The sequence below is a fragment of the Streptomyces sp. NPDC008086 genome (genome assembly GCF_042957325.1).
Classification (GTDB): domain Bacteria; phylum Actinomycetota; class Actinomycetes; order Streptomycetales; family Streptomycetaceae; genus Streptomyces.
Window position 1 is genome coordinate 63,616 of sequence record NZ_JBIBIA010000012.1, and the last position, 17,925, is coordinate 81,540.

Annotated in this window: 13 protein-coding genes; 3 read left to right on the forward strand and 10 right to left on the reverse strand. The window is 73.5% G+C overall.

Annotated features, from left to right (window positions below; translation table 11 throughout):
- Window positions 1-293: 293 nt before the first annotated feature.
- Genes ACFZBP_RS35820 through ACFZBP_RS35830 form a run of 3 tightly spaced genes read left to right on the forward strand, consistent with a single transcriptional unit; the run spans window position 294 to window position 5,250 of the window.
- Window positions 294-1,247, forward strand: a complete 954-nt coding sequence (locus ACFZBP_RS35820; protein ID WP_383450250.1) for an AAA family ATPase — start codon at window positions 294-296, stop codon at window positions 1,245-1,247.
- A complete protein-coding gene (locus tag ACFZBP_RS35825) occupies window positions 1,244-2,257 on the forward strand; it encodes a hypothetical protein (RefSeq protein WP_383450251.1) in 1,014 nt (337 codons plus the stop codon). Before ACFZBP_RS35820 ends, ACFZBP_RS35825 begins: the two co-directional genes overlap by 4 nt.
- A complete protein-coding gene (locus ACFZBP_RS35830; protein ID WP_391419574.1) occupies window positions 2,254-5,250 on the forward strand; it encodes a tetratricopeptide repeat protein in 2,997 nt (998 codons plus the stop codon). Before ACFZBP_RS35825 ends, ACFZBP_RS35830 begins: the two co-directional genes overlap by 4 nt.
- A 24-nt stretch (window positions 5,251-5,274) precedes the next feature.
- Here ACFZBP_RS35830 and ACFZBP_RS35835 read toward each other — a convergent pair whose 3' ends face one another.
- The 10 genes from ACFZBP_RS35835 to ACFZBP_RS35880 all read right to left on the reverse strand — a co-directional run bounded on the left by ACFZBP_RS35835 (window position 5,275) and on the right by ACFZBP_RS35880 (window position 17,747).
- A complete protein-coding gene (locus tag ACFZBP_RS35835) occupies window positions 5,275-5,871 on the reverse strand; it encodes a hypothetical protein (RefSeq protein WP_391419576.1) in 597 nt (198 codons plus the stop codon).
- Window positions 5,837-6,640 carry an FkbM family methyltransferase gene (locus tag ACFZBP_RS35840; RefSeq protein WP_391419579.1) on the reverse strand — a complete coding sequence of 268 codons (804 nt, stop codon included), beginning with the start codon at window positions 6,638-6,640 and terminating at the stop codon, window positions 5,837-5,839. Before ACFZBP_RS35840 ends, ACFZBP_RS35835 begins: the two co-directional genes overlap by 35 nt.
- Window positions 6,637-6,846, reverse strand: coding sequence for a Trm112 family protein (locus ACFZBP_RS35845; protein ID WP_383450258.1), 210 nt, complete (start codon window positions 6,844-6,846; stop codon window positions 6,637-6,639). Before ACFZBP_RS35845 ends, ACFZBP_RS35840 begins: the two co-directional genes overlap by 4 nt.
- Window positions 6,843-7,763, reverse strand: coding sequence for a hypothetical protein (locus ACFZBP_RS35850; RefSeq protein WP_383450836.1), 921 nt, complete (start codon window positions 7,761-7,763; stop codon window positions 6,843-6,845). Before ACFZBP_RS35850 ends, ACFZBP_RS35845 begins: the two co-directional genes overlap by 4 nt.
- Before the next feature lie 15 nt (window positions 7,764-7,778).
- A complete protein-coding gene (locus ACFZBP_RS35855; RefSeq protein WP_391419582.1) occupies window positions 7,779-8,513 on the reverse strand; it encodes a methyltransferase domain-containing protein in 735 nt (244 codons plus the stop codon).
- Entirely contained in the window at window positions 8,510-9,910 is a 1,401-nt protein-coding gene (locus ACFZBP_RS35860; protein ID WP_391419584.1) for a condensation protein, read from the reverse strand. The genes ACFZBP_RS35855 and ACFZBP_RS35860 overlap by 4 nt, the downstream gene beginning before the upstream one ends.
- The gene (locus ACFZBP_RS35865; protein ID WP_391419586.1) at window positions 9,907-14,535 is read right to left on the reverse strand and encodes an alpha-(1->3)-arabinofuranosyltransferase family protein; all 4,629 of its coding nucleotides are present in this window, start codon (window positions 14,533-14,535) and stop codon (window positions 9,907-9,909) included. Before ACFZBP_RS35865 ends, ACFZBP_RS35860 begins: the two co-directional genes overlap by 4 nt.
- Window positions 14,532-15,209 carry a methyltransferase domain-containing protein gene (locus ACFZBP_RS35870; RefSeq protein WP_391419774.1) on the reverse strand — a complete coding sequence of 226 codons (678 nt, stop codon included), beginning with the start codon at window positions 15,207-15,209 and terminating at the stop codon, window positions 14,532-14,534. The genes ACFZBP_RS35865 and ACFZBP_RS35870 overlap by 4 nt, the downstream gene beginning before the upstream one ends.
- A 145-nt stretch (window positions 15,210-15,354) precedes the next feature.
- Window positions 15,355-16,542 carry a glycosyltransferase gene (locus ACFZBP_RS35875; protein ID WP_391419588.1) on the reverse strand — a complete coding sequence of 396 codons (1,188 nt, stop codon included), beginning with the start codon at window positions 16,540-16,542 and terminating at the stop codon, window positions 15,355-15,357.
- A gap of 218 nt (window positions 16,543-16,760) precedes the next feature.
- Window positions 16,761-17,747, reverse strand: coding sequence for a porin PorA family protein (locus ACFZBP_RS35880; protein ID WP_391419590.1), 987 nt, complete (start codon window positions 17,745-17,747; stop codon window positions 16,761-16,763).
- Window positions 17,748-17,925: the final 178 nt, after the last annotated feature.

Below are 17,925 nucleotides of genomic sequence, written 5' to 3' on the forward strand. Positions count from 1 at the left end.
AGGCGTCGTGACGAGTGAGTCGCTTCGGCTGTGGCCGAGTGGTCGGGGTGTCTCTGTGCCGCGCCCTCGCGTGGAACGCGAAGCGGTGTGTGCCGACGGAGGCTTGGCCGACGCGATGCTTGGCACGTCGGCGGTCGGAGGGGGGCAGGCGTCGTGACGAGTGAGTCGCTTCGGCTGTGGCCGAGTGGTCGGGGTGTCTCTGTGCCGCGCCCTCGCGTGGAACGCGAAGCGGTGTGTGCCGATGGGGTGTCGGTCGACGCTCGGCACGTCGGGTGCCGGAAAGGGCAGGCGTCGTGACCGTCGAGTCGAATCCGCCGCGGCCCACCGTGCGCAACGCCCCCGACCGTCCCGACGGCCGCGCCTACGTCGTCCGAGGGGACCTCGATCTGGCCGTCGACGTCGCGCGGGCGACCGGGCGGCCGTTGTTGCTGCGCGGTGACCCGGGGTCCGGCAAGTCGTCGTTCGCCGCGCATGTGGCGTGGCAGAACGGGTGGGCGTATCACGAGCACGTGGTGACCTCGCGGACGCAGGCACCGGATCTGCTGTGGTCGTTCGACCATGTGCTGCGGCTGGCCGACGCGCAGGCGCAGCGGCTGAAGCCGATCGACGCGTATGTGGAGCCCGGTGTGCTGTGGAAGGCGTTCGCGCCCCGTTCCGCGAGGGCGCACGCGGTGCGGGCCCGCGCGCACCGCCGGCCCCGGATGCACGGACGGCGACCGGTCCGGACGGACACCGCCGAGCTGTGCGCCCAGTCCGTCGTACTGATCGACGAGATCGACAAGGCGGACCCCGAGCTCCCCAACGGGCTGCTCGTCCCACTGGGTTCGCGCCGCTTCACCCTCTCCCAGACCGGCCGGGACATCGACCCCGAGGACGACGCCAGGGCACTCGTGGTGATCACCACCAACGAGCAGCGCGAGCTGCCCGAGGCGTTCCTGCGGCGCTGCCTGGTCGTCAAGCTCGAACACCCCGAACCCGAGGAGCTGGTCGAGGTCGCCCGCGCCCACGTGGACGCCTACGACGGCCCCTTCACGGACGCCGACCTGCTGCTCGCCCGGGAACTGGCCGAGGTGGTGCAGGGCCTGCGCGACAACGCCGAGCGAAGAGCGCAACGCAAGCCCAGCACCGCCGAGTTCCTGGACGCCTTCCACGCCTGCCGGCAACTGGGCATCCGGGTCGCGGACAGCGACGAACGCTGGCGGACGCTGCGCCGGATGGCGCTGCTGAAGCAGGACAACGTGGCGTGACCGCACAGGTCCCGGAGATCTGGGTCGCCGATCTGGCCCTGGCCCTGCACGCGGTCGGCGACGACCCCGCCCGGCAGCACCGCGCCGCCCGGCTGCTCGGCTTCCGCGACGAGCCACCCCCGCCGGGCCCCCCGCCCGACCTCGCCGACGGCAGGCCCGCGCACGTCCCGCCCGCCGAGGAACCGCCCCTGTCCGCGCCCACCCGGCGCCCCGAGGACAGCTCCGCCCCGCACGAGCCGCTGCCGCCCGGTGCCGACCCGGGCCGCTCCGAGGGCCGGGCCCGCCCGGCCGGCCCGCCCGTGCTGGAACCGGTCGACTTCGACGCCCCCGACCCCACCGACTGGACGGGCGTCCCCTTCCTCGAAGAGGTGACCGACCGTCACCTCACCGCCCGGCCACCGCTGGAGCCGTTGCTCACCGAGCGGTCCTCCACCGCGATCCTCAACGCCGCCCTGACCACCCTGGTCCGCGACGACGGCGAACCGGACATCGACGCCCTGGTCGAGGCCTTCGCCCGCGGCATCCCGCTCACCCGGCTGCCACGAGCCCCCCGCCCCACGCTCCGCTTCGGCGTCCAGGTCCTGGTGGACCGCGGCGACGGCATGCAGCCGTACCGCCGCGACCAGCAGGAACTCGCCCGCCGGATCATCGGCCTGGTCGGCGCCGAACTCACCCAGATCCGCTACTTCGCCGACGCCCCGAACCGGGGCACCGGCCCGGGCTCCCCGTGGACCTGGCAGCCGTACCGGCCCCCCAGTCCGGGCACCCGCGTGCTGGTCGTCTCCGACCTCGGCGTCGGCGGGCCCGTCCTGCATCCGCGGCGCGCCTCCGTCGCCGAGTGGTCCCAGGTGTGCGACGAGATCGTCCGGGCCGGCTGTACGGTGCTGGCGCTGGTGCCCTACCCGGTCACCCGGGTGCCCGCGGAGCTGACCCCGCTGCTGGCCGCCCTCACCTGGGACCGAACCACGACGGTGAGCACGGTCGCCGCGCTGGTGGGACGCCGGCGGTGACCGCGCCACGCGACCGACAGGCCGTCGACGCGGTCGAGAAGCTGGCGACCGCGCTCAGCGTGGCGGTGCGCGTGGAGCCCGAACTGATCCGGGCGGTACGGCTGGAGCTGTTCCCGCGGCTCGGCGTGGAGACCGAGTCCGACCTGTGGTTCAGCGGACTCGTCCGGTCCCAGGGGCCCACGGGCCTGGTCTTCGACACCGCGGAACGCCACCGTCTGCAACGCCGGCTGGCCCGCTGGGTACGGCAGCGGCAGCACCCGGACGCCCCGGTGCACGCCCTGTGGCGCATCATCCAGCATGTGCACGCCGACCTGTCACCGGCGCTCCTGCTGGAGGAACAGGTCACCTGGCTCGCCGTGGCCGGGCGCAGCGGCGAGATCGACGCCGCCCTGGCCCCGGTCCTGAAGTCGATCACCCAGCAGAATCGTGACGGCATCGGGCAATGGCTCGCGACGGCCTGGGACCGGCTGCCGCAGGCGGTCCGGGACTCCTCCACCGGCTGGCAGCTCGCCCAGGCCGCCCGCCCCCGCTTCCCCGCCCGCCGCTTCCCGTACGGCGTGGAACGCGCCCCGCTGCCCGCCCGCCGCCTCGGCGACCTCACCCGCGTCCTCGACGACATCCTGATCACCGTCCGCCGGGACGGCGACGAGCTGGAGATCGACGGCCGGCCGGTCCACCCCGGCTCCGCCACCGAGCCGACGCCGGACAGCTACGCCCTCCCCGTGCCCGACACCGCCCCGCGCGTGCTGACCTTGCTGGCCGGCGGCCCGCGCGACCGCGAGGAGGACCTGTCGGTGCCGGTGGCCTGGCAGATCCGCGTCCACGTCGGCGCCGGACCGGTCCTGCTGCGCAGTGCCCGCGGCCAGGTGTACCGGCTCCCGGAACGGGTGGCGCCGGGGCGCGGCGCGAGCCCCGCCGGACGGTTCCTCGGGATCTCGGTGGCCCGCTACGACCACGAGGCGCTGCCCCCGCTCGACCACTCGCCCGACCTGTGCCGCGAGGTCGGCGCCGCGTTCGGCGACACCTACGCCAAGGAGTACCTGGCCGACCCGTCCCGCGCGGCCGTCACCGAACGGCTCGCCCGGCTGTCGGAGCGCGGGCACGACGGCCCGCTGGTGGTGTACGTCCGCGGATACGCCCTGCGCGGCCCCGGCGGTCCGCACCTCGCCTTCCGCGACAGCGACCCCGAGCGCCCGCAGACCCTGCTGACCGGCGAGGACCTCTTCCGCCTGGCCACGGCGTCGGGTGCCGACCAGGTCCTCGTCCTGCTCGACACCGTCCGGACCCCGGGCAGCGGCGACAAGTGGGGCTATCCGCCGCTGGCCATGGAGCTGAGTACGGCGAGCTGGACGGGCCAGATCTCCGTCCTCGTGCCCCACGACGCCGGCTGGGACAGGCTGTTCGGCTCCTGGCTGGTCCGGCTGCTGCGCAGCGGCCCGGACACCGGCCCGCAGGGCTGGGGCTGGTCGCCCCGGGACCGGTTCATCACCGGTGGTGAGCTCATGCGGGCCGTCGCCCTGGACTGGCCGGGCGAGTACCCGTCGACACCACGGAACTTCGCCACCGGCGTGCCGCGCGACCTGCTCCCCAACCCCCGCTACGCCCTGCGCGACTTCCCGGACGACCTGAACCCCGCCGACTTCGGGGAGGCCTACGCGCAGGAGGCCGCCGCGTTCCTCGGCGAGGTGATCAGGGACGGCGCCGGCGTGCCCGAGGACCGGGAGCGCGCCGTGTCCAACATGCTGCTGCTGGGCCCCGACCGGGGCGTGGAGGCCGCCGTCGCCCTGACCGACCTGGCGGAACGATTCACGGCGGCGCATCACCGTACCGACGCCGTCGCCGCGTACCAGGAGGCGATCGACCTGCTCCGGCCGCTCGCCGGACAGCGGCCCGACAGTGCCCGGCCGGCCCTGGGAGCCGCGCTCTACGGCCTGGCCGGGCTGCTCTGCGACGCCTACCGTTGGACGGAGGCACGGCCGTTCGCCGAGGAGGCGGTGGCCCTGCGCCGCCGGCTCGCCGCGACCCGGCCGGAGCAGCGGCCCCGGCTGGCCGAGAGCCTGCACCTGTGGTCCCTCGTGCTGCGCGGCACCGGCCTGCACCAGCCCGCGCTGGAGGCGGCCGTCGAGGCGGCCGACCTGTTCAGCCGGCTCACCGCCGACGACCCGGAGGCCCACCGCCCGGCACTGGCCGTCTGCCTCAGCAGCCTCGCCAACCGCTACGGCGAGGCCGGCCTGCCCGAACACGCCCTGACGGTCGCCGTGCAGGCGGAGGTCATCCGGCGGGCGCAGGCCGAGTCCGACCCGCAGGCCCGCGCCGACCTGGCCCGCAGCCTGCATGTGCGCTGGTACTGGGAGCGCTCGCTACGACACACGGCCACCGCGCACACCACGATCACCGAGTGCGTGGGCATCCGCCGGGAACTGGCCGCGCAGCACCCCGAGGTCCATCGCCCGAAGTACGCCGAGAGCCTCAACTGCCTCGCCGTCAGCCTCGCCGACCTGGGCCTCATCGACCGCGCGATGGTCCCCGCCCGCGAGGCCGTCTCGCTGTACCGGGAACTGGTCGCCGCCGGCGCCGTCGACCTCCGCCGGCCGCTCGCCCGCACCCAGCGCAACCTCGCCCTGTGGCTCGGCACCCTCGGCCGGCCCGCGGAGGCGGTGTCGGCGGCGGCCGAGGCGGTGAGCCACTACCGCGAGCTGGAGGCCGAGCAGAAGGGCCTGCACCGCGCCGACCTGGCGGACGCCCTGGAGATGTGGTCCTGGGCCCTGGACCTGCTGGGCGAGGGCAGACCGCGCGCGATCGACGCGGCCCGCCAGGCGGTCGCGCTCCACCGCGAACTGTTCGCCGCCGAACCGGAGAAGTACCGGCGAGTTCTCGCCCGCAGCGTCAACACCCTGTCCGTCCGCCTGGACGCGATCGGCCGCGCACAGGAGGCGGCACGGCTGCGCGCGGAGGTCCGCGACCTCGTCTCCGGCGCCCTGCCTCCGTTCTGACGGCCGCCGGTCACCGGACCGCCCCTACCGAACCGCCACCCGCTGCACCAACCCCCACGTGAACTCGGCCACCACCTCCCGCCGCACCCCCTCCCCGTCCGGCGCCGTGAACGCCAGCCCCCATCGCGTCGGCGCCGTCCCCTCCAGCGGCCGGGCGGGGGCGAAGGCGCGGGCCGCCTCGTCGACCGTGCAGGACCACGGGGTGAGGTCGGACAGGGTGCGCAGGGGCGGGCCCGCGGCGCCGGGGGCGCGGACGAGCCACTCGTTCCACACGGCGCCGTTCGGGGCGAGCAGCACCTCGAAACGCAGGTCGGGCCAGAGCGGGACCGGCCACAGCCAGGCCTCGCAGTCCAGGTCGCCCACCTTGCGGGTGACGACGGACTCGGGCGCGCCCAGCACCGAGCGGTACCGGGAGGCGGCCGCACGGGCCCGGGGCGAGCGGACCATGGCCTGCCAGCGCTTGTTCGCCTCGCGCATGTCGGCGAGGGAGACGCCCAGTGCGCGTCGGGCCTCCTCCACCAGGTCCGGGTTGTGGTCGGCCATGCGGCGCAGCAGCACCAGCTGGAAGTCGAGCGGGGTGAACGGGCTAGCGGGGTGCTTTCCGGAGGGCATGCGTTCCATCGTCGCCGACCGGGCGGCGGCCGTCGGGCAGAAAGAGGACGGAGTTGACGTAGCGCGGGCCCCGGAACGGCAGCACCCGGCGCAGCAGGCCCTGGGTGACGACGTACGAGGTCTCCGCCTGGTGGGCCTCCAGCGGGAAGCGGCTCAGGGGCACCCAGTCGCGGCCGGGCAGGACCCAGCCGTCGTAGCCGAGCAGCGACAGATACGTCACCACCGGGCCGATCGGCTGGATACGGGACTCCAGCTCGACGAAGAGCGCGGGCCGGTCGCGCGCCAGGATCCCGGTCGCGCCGCGCAGCACCGCGAGCTCGCTGCCGTCCACGTCGACCTTCACGAACCCGACGTCCTTGAGGCCGAGTTCGTCGAGGGTGACCAGGCTGACCGGGAGCGCCTGGGCGTGGATGTTCCGCCGGACCAGGGAGGACACCCCGCGATCGCCGGCGTCGTGCGCCGGCAGCCAGAGCCGGGCCGCGCCGGGGCGTTCGGCCGCGGCGGCCTGGACGACCCGCACGTTGGGCGGGGCCGTCGCCGCCAGCAGCCGCGCGAGATGCGGGACCGGTTCCACGGTCACCACACGGCGGGCCCGGCGCGACAGGCGGCGCGTCCACGGGCCGTACCACCCGCCGACGTCCACGGCCGTCCCGCACCCGGCCGGGCACAGCTCCGCCAGCCGGGCCAGCTCGGGTTCGAAACGCGGGTACACGGCCCGGGCGAGGGCGGCGACCAGACGGGTGGGCAGCAGCGGGGCGATGTGCGCGGCCAGGGTCATGGGGCCATCCGTTTGAGGAGTTCCTCGTGCTCGTCGTCGGAGACCTGCTCGCCGGAGGCCGGCAGCAGCTGGGGGATGCCGTCGACGATCGGGTAGCGGCGCTGCAGTCGTGGGTTGTACAGCGCGTCGTCCGGCTGGACCAGGTGCAGCGGGCCCTTGTCAAGGGGGCAGGCCAGTATCCGCAGGAGCGGGTCCTCGGGTTTCATGGTGGGGTCAACTCCTTGGCCGGTGTGGGGTGGTGGGGAGCCGGGGCGGCGGGCCGCCGGTCGTGTCGCGGCATCGACATCAGTACGGCCAGGGCGAGCGCCGTGCCCGCCACCCGCAGCGCCAGCCGCAGCGGGTCCTGGGGCAGCGCCTCGCCGAACGACAGCGTGCCGAGCACGGCCGTGTACACGCAGGTCACCGTCGTGCACACCGGCACGATCAGCGAGGCCCGGCAGCGTTGCAGCGCCGCCTGCGACATGACCAGACCGAACGCGCCGGTGAAGAGGAGGAGGTACGGGTACGGGGAGCGGAGCAGGTCGAGCAGTGCGCCGCCGATCCCGCTGGTCGTCAGGTGGCTCGACACCCCCTTGATCGCCAGCGAGCTGACCCCGTAGAGCAGGCCCACGGCCACGCCGTACTCGACGCCCGTCGTCGGCAGCCGGTGCCGGTGGCGGGTCCTGCGTTCGGCCGAGTTGTACAGCCATACGCCCGCCGCGAGCGACGGCACGCAGACGAGGAGGATGAGGGGGTAGGGCGCGGCCTGACTGACGGTCTCGGTGCCCTCCCGCAGCGACAGCACCACCATCAGCAGCGCGGCGAGGATCGCGCCGAGCGTGTACCGCTCCCGGCCGCTGGTCTCCTCGCCCAGCAGCCGCGCGGACAGGAGCACGAGGAGGACGAGCCCCGAGACGAAGATGCCCTGGGCGGCGGCGATCGGCAGGGTGCGGTAGACGACGAGCTGGGCGCCGAACCCGGCGGCCAGGGCGAGCGAGCCGCCGATCCACAGCGGGCTGCCGAGCACCAGCCGCAGCAGCCGCGCGGGTCGCCGGATGCTGACCTGCGGGAGGGCGGTCAGCGCCCGTTTCTCCAGGACGAAACCGAGGCTGTACAAGGTGTTCGCCAGCAGTGCCGCCGCCACTCCCCACCACATGGTCTACTTCCTCCTGGCGTGCAGCAGCAGGATCGACGCGAGCGACGGCCTGGCACAGGCCAGCCGGTCCAGGGGGCGCAGGGAGCGCGGCACGCCATGGAAGGGCGCGCCGCGCAGCCGTACGACGTCGAAGCCGGACGCGGCCACGAACTCCCGCAGCGCACGGGCGGTGTACAGCCGCAGATGCCCCACGACCTCCCGTCCCGGCCGCCCGTGGATGCCCCGCAGACTGACCTCGGAGAACACCGGCTGCACCCCGGCCAGCAGCAGAGCGCGGTTGTACCAGGCGGCCAGATTCGGGGTGGACAGCATCAGATGGCCGCCGGGGCGCAGCACCCGGCGGATCTCGTCCAGGGCGGCGTCCGGGTCGACGAGATGCTCGATCACCTCGCTGAACAGCACCGCGTCGGCGGCCCCGGTCCGCAGCGGCAGCCCGCCGTCGGTCAGTTCACCGCGCACCGCGTACGGGATCCGGGCGCGGGCCCGGCGCAGCGCGTCCTGGGACCAGTCGACGCCGACGATCCGGTGGCCGGTCAGGAAGGGGGCCGCCGTGGCCGCGGCGGTGCCGTCGCCGCAGCCGATGTCGAGGACGGTGCGGGGGTTGTCGGTTGCCGGTCCCAGGGCTTCGGCGAGCATGCGGGCCTGGCGGCGGCTGCGGGGGGTGCCGGAGGCCACGGGGACGGCGGGGTTCTCGTAGAAGTCGCGCAGCTCGCGCGGCTTCACGGAGGAGGTTGTCACGGGGTCACCTCCGTGGTGTGCAGATAGTGCTCGAAGAGGTCCCGCAGATGGGCGCCGTCCCCGTGGCTGAGCAGCGCGCGCGACCAGCGCAGGGCGAGGTGCAGACGGCCCGCGGTGGAGGCGGTGGTGACGGTCAGGCCGCGGGGCATCCGGGCCGGCGCCGAGAACCACACGGCGTGCGCACGGCCGGCGTCCTCGCCGAAGTCCAGCGGGTAGGGGATACGGCCGATGTTGCTGAGGAGCGTCGTGGAGGTCCAGGGCGCGGCGGCCCGGCGCAGCCCGCGGGTGAGGGCGGCGCGGACGGCGACCGGGGCCCAGGGGGCGGTGAGGAGGGAGGCGCCGTGGCCCAGTTGGGGCCGGGGCAGGGACTTGAGGGCGCGGGTGCGGGTGGCCGTGCGGTGCAGCAGGGCGGGCATGTCGGCCGGGTCGTGCGCCGCCAACTCCTCTGGTGAGAAGGGGACTTCGACCAGACGGGTGCCGTTGCCGATGGGCATGGAGGCGTCCCGGGGACGGTCGTCGACGGGCATGGTGATGCGCAGGGGGCGGGGGCGGGCGCCGTGCTCCCGGTTCCAGTGGGCGATGGTCAGGGCGGTGGTGACCATGAGCTGGTCGTTGACCGTGTAGGGGGAGCCCTTGGGCCGGTGGGGGAGGGGGAGCTCGGTGACGAGCATGCCGTTGCCGGGCGAGGGCTCGGGGCTGCCGGCTGCCACCCGCGCCGGGTGGGACCAGTTGGACGGGGTGTCCTCGGGCGGCGGCGGCGCCTCGGACGCCGCGCGTACGGGGGGTGCGGCGGGGGAGTTGTCCCTGCCGCCGTACAGCTCGGCGGCCGTGGCCAGGACGCGCAGGCAGGCGGGGCCGTCGAGGGCGGTGTGGTTGATGGTGAGGAAGAGAACGGTGCCCGGTGCGGTACGTGGCTCGGGGCCGCCGTCGGCTGCGCGCAGCCGCACTCCCACGGCGTCGGAGGCCTCGCTCCCCTCGACCGGCCCCGCCCCCGCTCCGTCCACCACCTCCAGCCGGATCGGCGGCGACAGCGACAGGGGCGGCGCCTGCGTCAGCGCCCTGGTCCGGGCGTCCCGCAACGCGTCCCGCCCCGGCGCCGCGAAGCCCACCACCTCCACGTCCGGCTCCGCCGTCAGCTCCCACTCGTACCGGCGCCGGTACCACCTCCCCGGCGCCTCACGCATCAGGATGCGCGGATGCCGCCGCAACGCCTCGGCGAAGGCGCCGCGCAGTCGCTCCGCGTCCAGCCGGCCCGGCAGATGCACCTCGATGTGCACCGTCTCCGGCTCCTCCTCCTGGAGACAGTGCCGGGCGACCTCGTCCACGACGGGGAAGGGGACGCGTACCGGAGGCCGCAGCGGACCGTCGGCGCGTGCGGGCTGCTGCAGTGCGGTCATGTGGCGTCGCCCTTCCGCGTGTCCGTGTCCCCGGTCCCCGGCGGGTCCGCGGGTGCCCTCGTGCCGTCGGGCTCCGGCGTGTCGTCGGGGCGGCTCGCCCGGAACCTCGGCTTGCCGAACCCGCCGATGCGCGCGGTCGGCGGATCCGGGTCCGGCCCACCGGGCCCGCGAGCGGAGACGGTCGGCCCGGATTCGGGCCGGGGTGCGGCTCCGGTCGGCCCGGGTTCGGGCCGGGGTGCGGATCTGGGCCCAGGCTCAGTTCCAAGTCCGGCCCCAGGACCAGGTCCAAGTCCGGGCCCAGGCCCAGTTCCAAGTCCGGCCCCAGGCCCGGTTCCGGAGGCAGGGTTCGCCGAACCAGGTGGCTCGGTCCCCAGCGGACTCCGCCCGCGTCGACGCCGCGGCAACGGCCTCGTGGGTGACTGCGGTACGGCGCCGCCCGGAAGGCTGGTCGCGGAGGTGCCGGGTCCGCCTGCGGATACGCCCGAACCGCCCGCCACCCCAGCGGACCCCAGCGGCTCCCGCACCGCCACGACCCCCGCGAACAACCCGATCAACGCCAGCAGCTGGGCCGCGGGCCCGAACGTGCCCTCCTGTGCCCCCACCGGCTCCCCCGCGCCGAGCGCCGCGGCGACCCCCGCCCCGGCGAGGGCGGCGAAGGCGATCGGTACGAGCAGCGCGTGCCTGCGCCAGGCCACCACCGCCAACGCCGGTACCAGCAGTGCGAACCACCCGGCGATGAACACGCCCACCACCGTCACGGCCACCGTCCCCAGCCACAGCCCCGGCAGCGGCGGGGCCATCTGCGGCTCATCCGGATTGGGAGCGCGGCGGCGCCACAGCACCAGGCCTACCAGTACCGCGAGGGCGACCGCGCTGCCGATCAGCCCGCCCTCGTACAGCACCGCGGGCTCGTACGACAGCTCGACCGTGCCGGCCGTCCCGGCGGGGATCCGCCAGCCCTGCTGCCAGCCGTCCAGACGGACCGGCGTCAGTTCCCTGCCGTTCAGGGTGGCGTGCCAGCCGTCGTTGAAGTTCTCGTACATCGTGAGGTAGCTCGCCGCGCCCGAGCCGACCGTCACCGCGCGCCGGTCGCCGAGCCAGTCCCGTATCTCCAGGTCGCGCGCGGCCGTCGAGGCCTCGGCGACCGTGCCGCGCGTCAGGGTCACGTCGGTCAGCGTCAGCGGACCGGCGTCCCCGGACTCGACCCGGTGGTCACCGGCCGGCAGGCGCACCTCGGCGTTGTCGCGGCCGCGCTGGCAGAGCGTCACCTCGACCTGCCGCCGTTCCATCAGGTCCCGTACCGTTCCGCGCACGCTCGTGCCGTACAACTCCCCGTCCACCGCGACGACCGGCCCCTGACCGCACGGCAGGGAGAACGGCCGGGTGCCCCTCGGCTGCGGGGTCCGGTACTGGTCGAGGGCCGGGACGTAGGCCTCGGTCAGGCCCACCGGGAGCCGCAGGTCCTCGCCCACCATCGGGTTGTAGAGGGTCAGCGGTGCCGTCCGCGTGATCGTGATGTCGAGGCGGTCGGTCGTGATGGCCGGGAAGCGGACCCAGCCGTTCTCGTCGACCCCGGCGATCACCGCACCGTCCGGCGAGCTGATGTGCACCTCGGTGGGACGTGTGGACAGGCCGCCCGCCGGTGCCAGCACGATCTCTCCCACCGCCTGCTTCCCGGGCCAGCGCAGGTGGAGCGTGGGCCGGTCGCCCGCGATCCACGCCGTGGTCAGGTCGCCGTCGGTGAGGTTGCGCGGCGACAGGCCCGCCCCGAGCCGTGCCGTGGAGTCGGCGGTGGCGACGATCCGGTTCCGCTGCTCCGGCGCCACCTTGTACAGCAGTTCGTCCAGCTTCTCGCCCGCCACCGGCACCGCGCTCGCCCGTACCTCGTACGTCCCGGCCGTGGACGTCGTGAAGCGCCGGTGCAGCCCGGCCTCCGTGCCCGTCGGCGACAGCCCGGTCGGGTCGGCCGCACGGGACAGGGAGACGATCTCGGCGGCGGCACCGGAGTCCTCGGCGTCGGCGGGGAGCCGCAGCAGCCGGGTCACCTGGACGTCCGGCAGGTCGATCTCGGAGAAGCCCGCCCCGGTCAGGCCGGCCCGCCGGGCCACGGAGTCCGTGATCGTCAGTTTCATCCAACTCGTCGCGCCCGCAGGCGCCTTGACCGTCTGCGTGGAACCGTCCGCCCGGAGGAAGGAGCTCACCGCCCCCTTCTCCGTCTCCACCCGCACCCGCGTCGCCGCCTCCCGCACGCCCTCCTGCGGCAGCGGCGTCACCTTGAACGACTTCGGCATGTCGTACGACCCGCCCGCGAACCCGATCCGCAGCCACTCACCCTCCGGCGACCCCTCGGACCCCTCGGTCCACGCCGTGTCCGGGTTGCCGTCGAAGGCGTTCACCGGGTCGAACTGCGGAAGGTGGAAGAGCCAGCTGCCGTACGACGACGCCGTCACCGACCGCGCGCCGCGCAGCTCGGCCACGGTCTGGTGGTCGACGCCGGTCGTCGGCAGGATCTGGTGCGGCTTCTCGCCCGCGTCCTGGGCGGCGTCGGGCGCGTTGCGCTCGTCGCGTGTGTACGTGTACGACGTGTTGGCGTTGATCAGCCCGAACCGGGTGTCCGCACGCCGCAGCCCGTCGCCGACCACCTGGACCCGCGGTGACCCGAGCCCGGGATGGTTGTCGCCGGTCAACACGCTCGCCCGGCCCCGCAGTTCGGACGCCAGCGGCAGCAGCGCCTCCGGCCCGCCGGACACCACGGCCGTGTCGGCGACCGGCTGCAGCCCGGCCTGGTGCGGACGCGGCACGTCCGCGCTCACCGGCTTGTAGATCTCCACCGCCCGCTGCCGTGGATACAGCCCCTCCACCTGCAGCGGGGTGCCCGGCGCGATCGTCCCGCCGGTCATGACCGGCCCGAGGCCCGTCACCCGCTCGTACCCGGACTGCTCCAGGGTCCGCTTCACCGTCGTGGTCGGCACCTGACCGATCTGGTCGGGGTCGAGATCGTTGCGGACGACGACGTAGTAGACGCCGGCCCGGCTCAGGAAGTCGGCCAGCCCCGGCACCTGACCCCCGCTGGTCAGCGCCTGCTCGACGGCGTCCATCGCGCGCCGGTTGCCGGGCGTGCCGAACGGGACGTAGTCGCGCTGGGCCCACCGGGAGTCGGCGAGGACGTCCAGCGGCTGGTCGATGGTGGAGCCCCAGGTGTAGATGCCGTGCGCGGTGGCCGGCACGACGAGGGCGCGGGCGTCGGGGGAGTACTTCTCCATCCAGTCGGCCGTGGCCTGCCAGTACTTGGGGATCTCCTTGAAGGAACCGGGGTTGAGGATCGACCCGTTGAGATACGGCCACATCAGCCCCGGCAGCACCAGCACGGCCGCGACCAGCGGCGCGAACCGCCGCCCCCGCACCGGCCGCGCCCCGCGCGCCTGGGCCGCCACGCCCACCAGATGGGCGAGGCCCAGCACCAGCGCCAGTGCCAGCCCGGGCTGGAACTTGTAGATGTTCCGGAAGGGCACGAGCCCGCCGTTCAGCCAGTCCTGCACGACCCCGTGGAACGGCGCCCCGAACGCCCCGCCGTACCCGGCGAGCAGGATCAGCGCGACCGTCACCACGGTCAGCACCAGCCACCGCCGCTCCGGCATGTCCCGCCGCGCCAGCCCCGCGAGCCCCAGCCCGGCCGCGAGCGCCGAGCACACGATCACGACGACGGACGCCGCGACGGTCCACCCGGCCGGCAGCCACGCCTCACCGAAGTGCAGATAGGCGACCCAGTTCCCACCGCCGCGCAACGCCTCCGTCGCCGACATCGTCTCGGTCGTGGTCTGCGAACTCTCCACGTAGGGAAGGAAGTTCTCCCCGTACGTCCCGAGCAGCAACAGCGGGATCACCCACCAGGCGGTCGCCAGCACGACCCCCGGCACCCACCACCCGATCAGCTTCCGCTGCCGGGGCCCCGGCGGCCTGGACAGCAGATACAGCCCGACGGGCAGCAGCGAGGCCAGCGTGGAGGCGGCGTTGACCCCGCCCATGAACGGGATGATCAGGGCCGAGCGCAGGGCGGCGACCCGTGCCGCGTACCGCTCATCGGTCAGCGGCAGCAGCACCCACGGCAGAAACGCACCCGGCAGCGCGGCGGCGGACGTGGACCCGACGACGATCGTGAAGACGGGCCACAAGGCATAGACGACGGCCCCGAGGAGCCGCGATCCCCCGCTCCCCACCCGCAGCCGTTCGGCCAGCCGCAGCGCACCCCAGAAGGCGACCGACACGATCAGCGACAGCCACAGCCGCTCCGCCAGCCACACCGGCAGCCGTACGACATCGGCCAGCCAGTAGAACGGCAGCATCGGCCACAGATAGCCCGAGTACTGGTTCTGGATTCCGCCGAAGCTGCCCTGGTCGGACCACAACTGCCCGAGATCGGCGAGGAACCGCCCCGGATCGACGGTCACGCCCAGCTTGGTGTCGAAGGTCTGCCGCCCCGGCCGCACCGCCAGCAACAGCACGAACACCACGGCCCAGAACCCCAGCAGCCAGCGCCGCGACCGCGGCCCCTCCGGCGGACCGGAGGCGGGCGCGGAGGTGGGCACGGCTGCCGGGGGAGGAGCCTGGACCGTGGTCGTCGTCATGGTGGACACCGCCTGAGGATGAGGAGGAGGTTCCAGGTGGCGAACTCGCGCAGTCCCGGCGCCTTCACGACGCCCTCCGCGAGAAACGGCCAGTAGCGGGAGCGCGCCGAGACGACCTCCACGTCGTCCCGCGCACGCACCTGCCGCAGGGTGGCGCCGATGTGCACGGCGAACAGGTTCTCGCCGAGGGTGTGCTTGGCGTCCCGCCCGGTACGCCGCCGATAGCGGGCCCGCGCCCGCTCTGCGCCGAGGTAGTGCCACGGCGCCCACTCGTGCCCGCCCCAAGGGGACAGCCAGTTGGTGAACGACACGTAGATCAGCCCACCGGGCCGGGTGACGCGCGCCAGCTCACTCAGAAACGTCTGCGGATCGGCCACGTGCTCCAGCACGTTCGAGGAGAACGTGACATCCGCGACCCCGTTCTGGAGGGGCAACAGATATCCGTCGGCGACCACGGCCCCCTCAGGCGGCTTCGTCCCGAGTTCGCGCAGGTCGGGCTCGAAGAGGTAGGCCTGCGCCCCTCGCCGCCGGAACTCCTCGGTGAAGTACCCGCTCCCCCCGCCGACATCCACCACGGTCCGCCCACCGACGTCCCCGTAGTAGGCCTCGACCTGATCGACGGAGTCCCGAGCGAGCAGCGAGTAGCAGCCTTCGGGATCGTCCTGCTCCCGCATGAACGCGCGAAAGAGGGCGAGTGAACGCCGAAACGAGGGGTCCTTGAAGGCGTCGCGTCCGGGCACGCCCCGATAGGGGCGCGGGGAACTGCGCGACCAGCCACGAACAGCCGGCACTCGCGAACCGGCCGAACCACTACGGCGTTTAGGCGTCACGGCGTACGGCCTCCGAGGCAACCGCGAGAAACTGCCGCACAGTCCGATCCCACCGATACCGCGCCGCCCGATCCCGAGCCGCCGTACCCATCAGCTCCCGCCGATGCCCCGACAACGCCAACGTGCACCAGGCAGCCGCGAACGAGGACTCACCCGCGGCGAGCACCCCGGTCTCCCCGTCCACGACAGAGTCCCGAAGCCCAGGCACATCAAAGGCAACCGTCGGCGTCTCCCGTGCCGCGGCCTCGGTGACGACCAGCCCCCACCCCTCCACGGCCGAGGGATGAAGCAACAACCACGCCGCACACAGCAGCCGATGCTTCTCCGCCTCGGAGACATGCCCGGCGAACTCGACGCCGGGCCCGGCGAGCCGCTCCAATCGTCCGCGCTCCGGCCCGTCCCCGACGATCACGAGCCGCCCCCCGGTCACGGGCCGCACCCGTTCCCAGAGCCGCAGCAGCAGATCGATCCGCTTGTACTCGACGAGCCGCCCGACAGCCACGAACAACGGCTCGGAAGACCGGTCACCGAGCGGCCCCGGCTCCTCGACCCCGTTGTGCACGACCCGGATCCGTTCCCGCTCGACCCCGATCCCGCGCAGGGCCTGCGCGGTGGACGGAGAGACGGCGACCATCAGACCCCGCTGCCGCGCCCCCGTCAGCGCCCAGTGCTCCAGTCTTCGCCCGAGACGGGCGGCCGGGGCCAGGACCCCACCGAACCGCATCGGCCACAGATCGGTGTGCACATGGTTCACCAGGCACAACGTCGGCCCGCGATGCCACAGTGGCGCGAAGTACGGCATCCCGTTGCAGACCTCGACCAGCAGGTCGCAGTCGCCGACCTGACGGGCGAAGGCGGATCTGGCGCGCAGGTAGTGGCCGTACGAGCCACCGGCCGACACGACCCGGTAGTCGCGGTAGGCGGCCGGGCCCCCGCACAGCAGGGTGACCTGGTGGCCGAGTCTCGTGAGGCCGTCGGCGAGTCGGTCGACCAGCAGCTCGGAGCCGCCGGCGGACCGGTTGCCCAGGTCTCGATGGGCGAGAAAAACGATTCGGCGCGGATGTGGGGGGAGCGCCGAAGAACGCTGCTGCGACGCCCAGGGGAGGGTGGCGCGATGGGGGTCCCCCCGCTCGAGCGAATTCGAGAGTGGGGGAGGGGAGGGCACGTGCTGGGGCATGAGCGCTCCAACTCGTCTCAGGGTGCGGAACTCAGCGTGGGGGTGGGGAGGGTTTGTGTTCCCGTGGGGGGATCGGAAGGTGCTGGACTGCTTACGGTCGTTGTGCGTGGGGTGTGGACAGGCTGTGTCCGGGTGGGGGTGGACAGTTTTCGCCCAGCGGTTCGCCACGGCTACTCACCGACGTGACAATTTCCGGCTTTATTAGAGCTGACGTCACGTCACATCGTGAGCGTGGGCTGGGGCATCTCGACCGTACCGGCGGATTCGGGCCGCTTCCGCCCGCGTGCCACCAAAACGCCACCCACCGCCGCAAGCACGAATCCCGCCCCAGCGGCCCCGATCGGCAGCGTCTCACCCACCATGCGCAGCTGACCGCTGTCCCGCTTCGCCTGCCGCACGGCCTCCTTCTGCGTGGCCGTCGTGAACGCGATCTTCTCGCTGTCCAGCAGCACCGCCGCGTCCTTGTCACCGCCGGGCGCCCGCAGGGTCCGGCGCGGACCGGTCTGCGCGTACACGACCCGGCCCGTGGCCTGATCCACCACGAGTTCGAAGCCGTGGTTGGAGTACCACTCCTCGGCCAGCACCTGCGGACGGCCCGGCTCGTCGACGAGGCTGCCGGGGACGAGCCGGGTGCCGACCTTGCGGGGCGCGACCGTGCCGGTGAACCGGTAGCCCGTGTACCCCTGGACCTTCTCCGTGCCGTCGTAGCGCATGGTGATCGTGGTGCCGCCGGTGTTGTCCCACCACTGGTAGGAGCGCTTCTGCACGTCGAACGGGAACTTCAGATAGGCCTCGCCCTCGATGTACGGCGACTCCTCGCAGCAGTGCACCGGCCGGGTCGTCCTCCGGTCCATCACCCAGCGGTGCGGGGTGAAGTCCAGCGCGTCGTGCGGGTCGGCGGCCGGCAGCGACTTGTCCGTGTCGACGGTGGTGATCACGTCCCAGACGGCGTTGCCGCTGCGCTCGCTTTCCGCCACATTGCCGCGCACCCGCTGGGTCACGGTGATTTTCTGGTCCGGCACGGTCTCGATCCTGTCCGTGTCGAAGACGCTGCCGGTGCCCTCGTACACGGCGGTGGTGTCGATGTCGATGGGGTTCACGGCGGCACGCGGGGTCACGTACCAGGCGAGCATCGGCGCCAGTACCAGCAGAAACGTGCCGAGGCCCAGCAGGATCAAGGAGAGAGGTGAGGCTGTACGGCGCATCCGGCACTCCTGGGGATTGACGCACGGTCGTTGCCTGGCCGTTCTTGGGCCGGGAACCGTAGGCGCCCCTTGACGGAGTGTCAATGTCTTGACGCCCTGACCCGGCTTGTCGAGACTGAGGGCGACAGGCAGGGGCCGGGAACAGGCTGACACCACCGGGGTGGGGACGACCTCCGGA

What these genes read in the sequence shown, in the direction of transcription:
- ACFZBP_RS35865 (WP_391419586.1), bottom strand. Translation starts at nt 14,535, where the DNA reads ATGACGACGACCACGGTCCAGGCTCCTCCCCCGGCAGCCGTGCCCACC.
- ACFZBP_RS35840 (WP_391419579.1), bottom strand. Translation starts at nt 6,640, where the DNA reads ATGACCCTGGCCGCGCACATCGCCCCGCTGCTGCCCACCCGTCTGGTC.
- ACFZBP_RS35880 (WP_391419590.1), bottom strand. Translation starts at nt 17,747, where the DNA reads ATGCGCCGTACAGCCTCACCTCTCTCCTTGATCCTGCTGGGCCTCGGC.
- ACFZBP_RS35875 (WP_391419588.1), bottom strand. Translation starts at nt 16,542, where the DNA reads ATGCCCCAGCACGTGCCCTCCCCTCCCCCACTCTCGAATTCGCTCGAG.
- ACFZBP_RS35870 (WP_391419774.1), bottom strand. Translation starts at nt 15,209, where the DNA reads ATGCGGGAGCAGGACGATCCCGAAGGCTGCTACTCGCTGCTCGCTCGG.
- ACFZBP_RS35835 (WP_391419576.1), bottom strand. Translation starts at nt 5,871, where the DNA reads ATGGAACGCATGCCCTCCGGAAAGCACCCCGCTAGCCCGTTCACCCCG.
- ACFZBP_RS35845 (WP_383450258.1), bottom strand. Translation starts at nt 6,846, where the DNA reads ATGAAACCCGAGGACCCGCTCCTGCGGATACTGGCCTGCCCCCTTGAC.
- ACFZBP_RS35860 (WP_391419584.1), bottom strand. Translation starts at nt 9,910, where the DNA reads ATGACCGCACTGCAGCAGCCCGCACGCGCCGACGGTCCGCTGCGGCCT.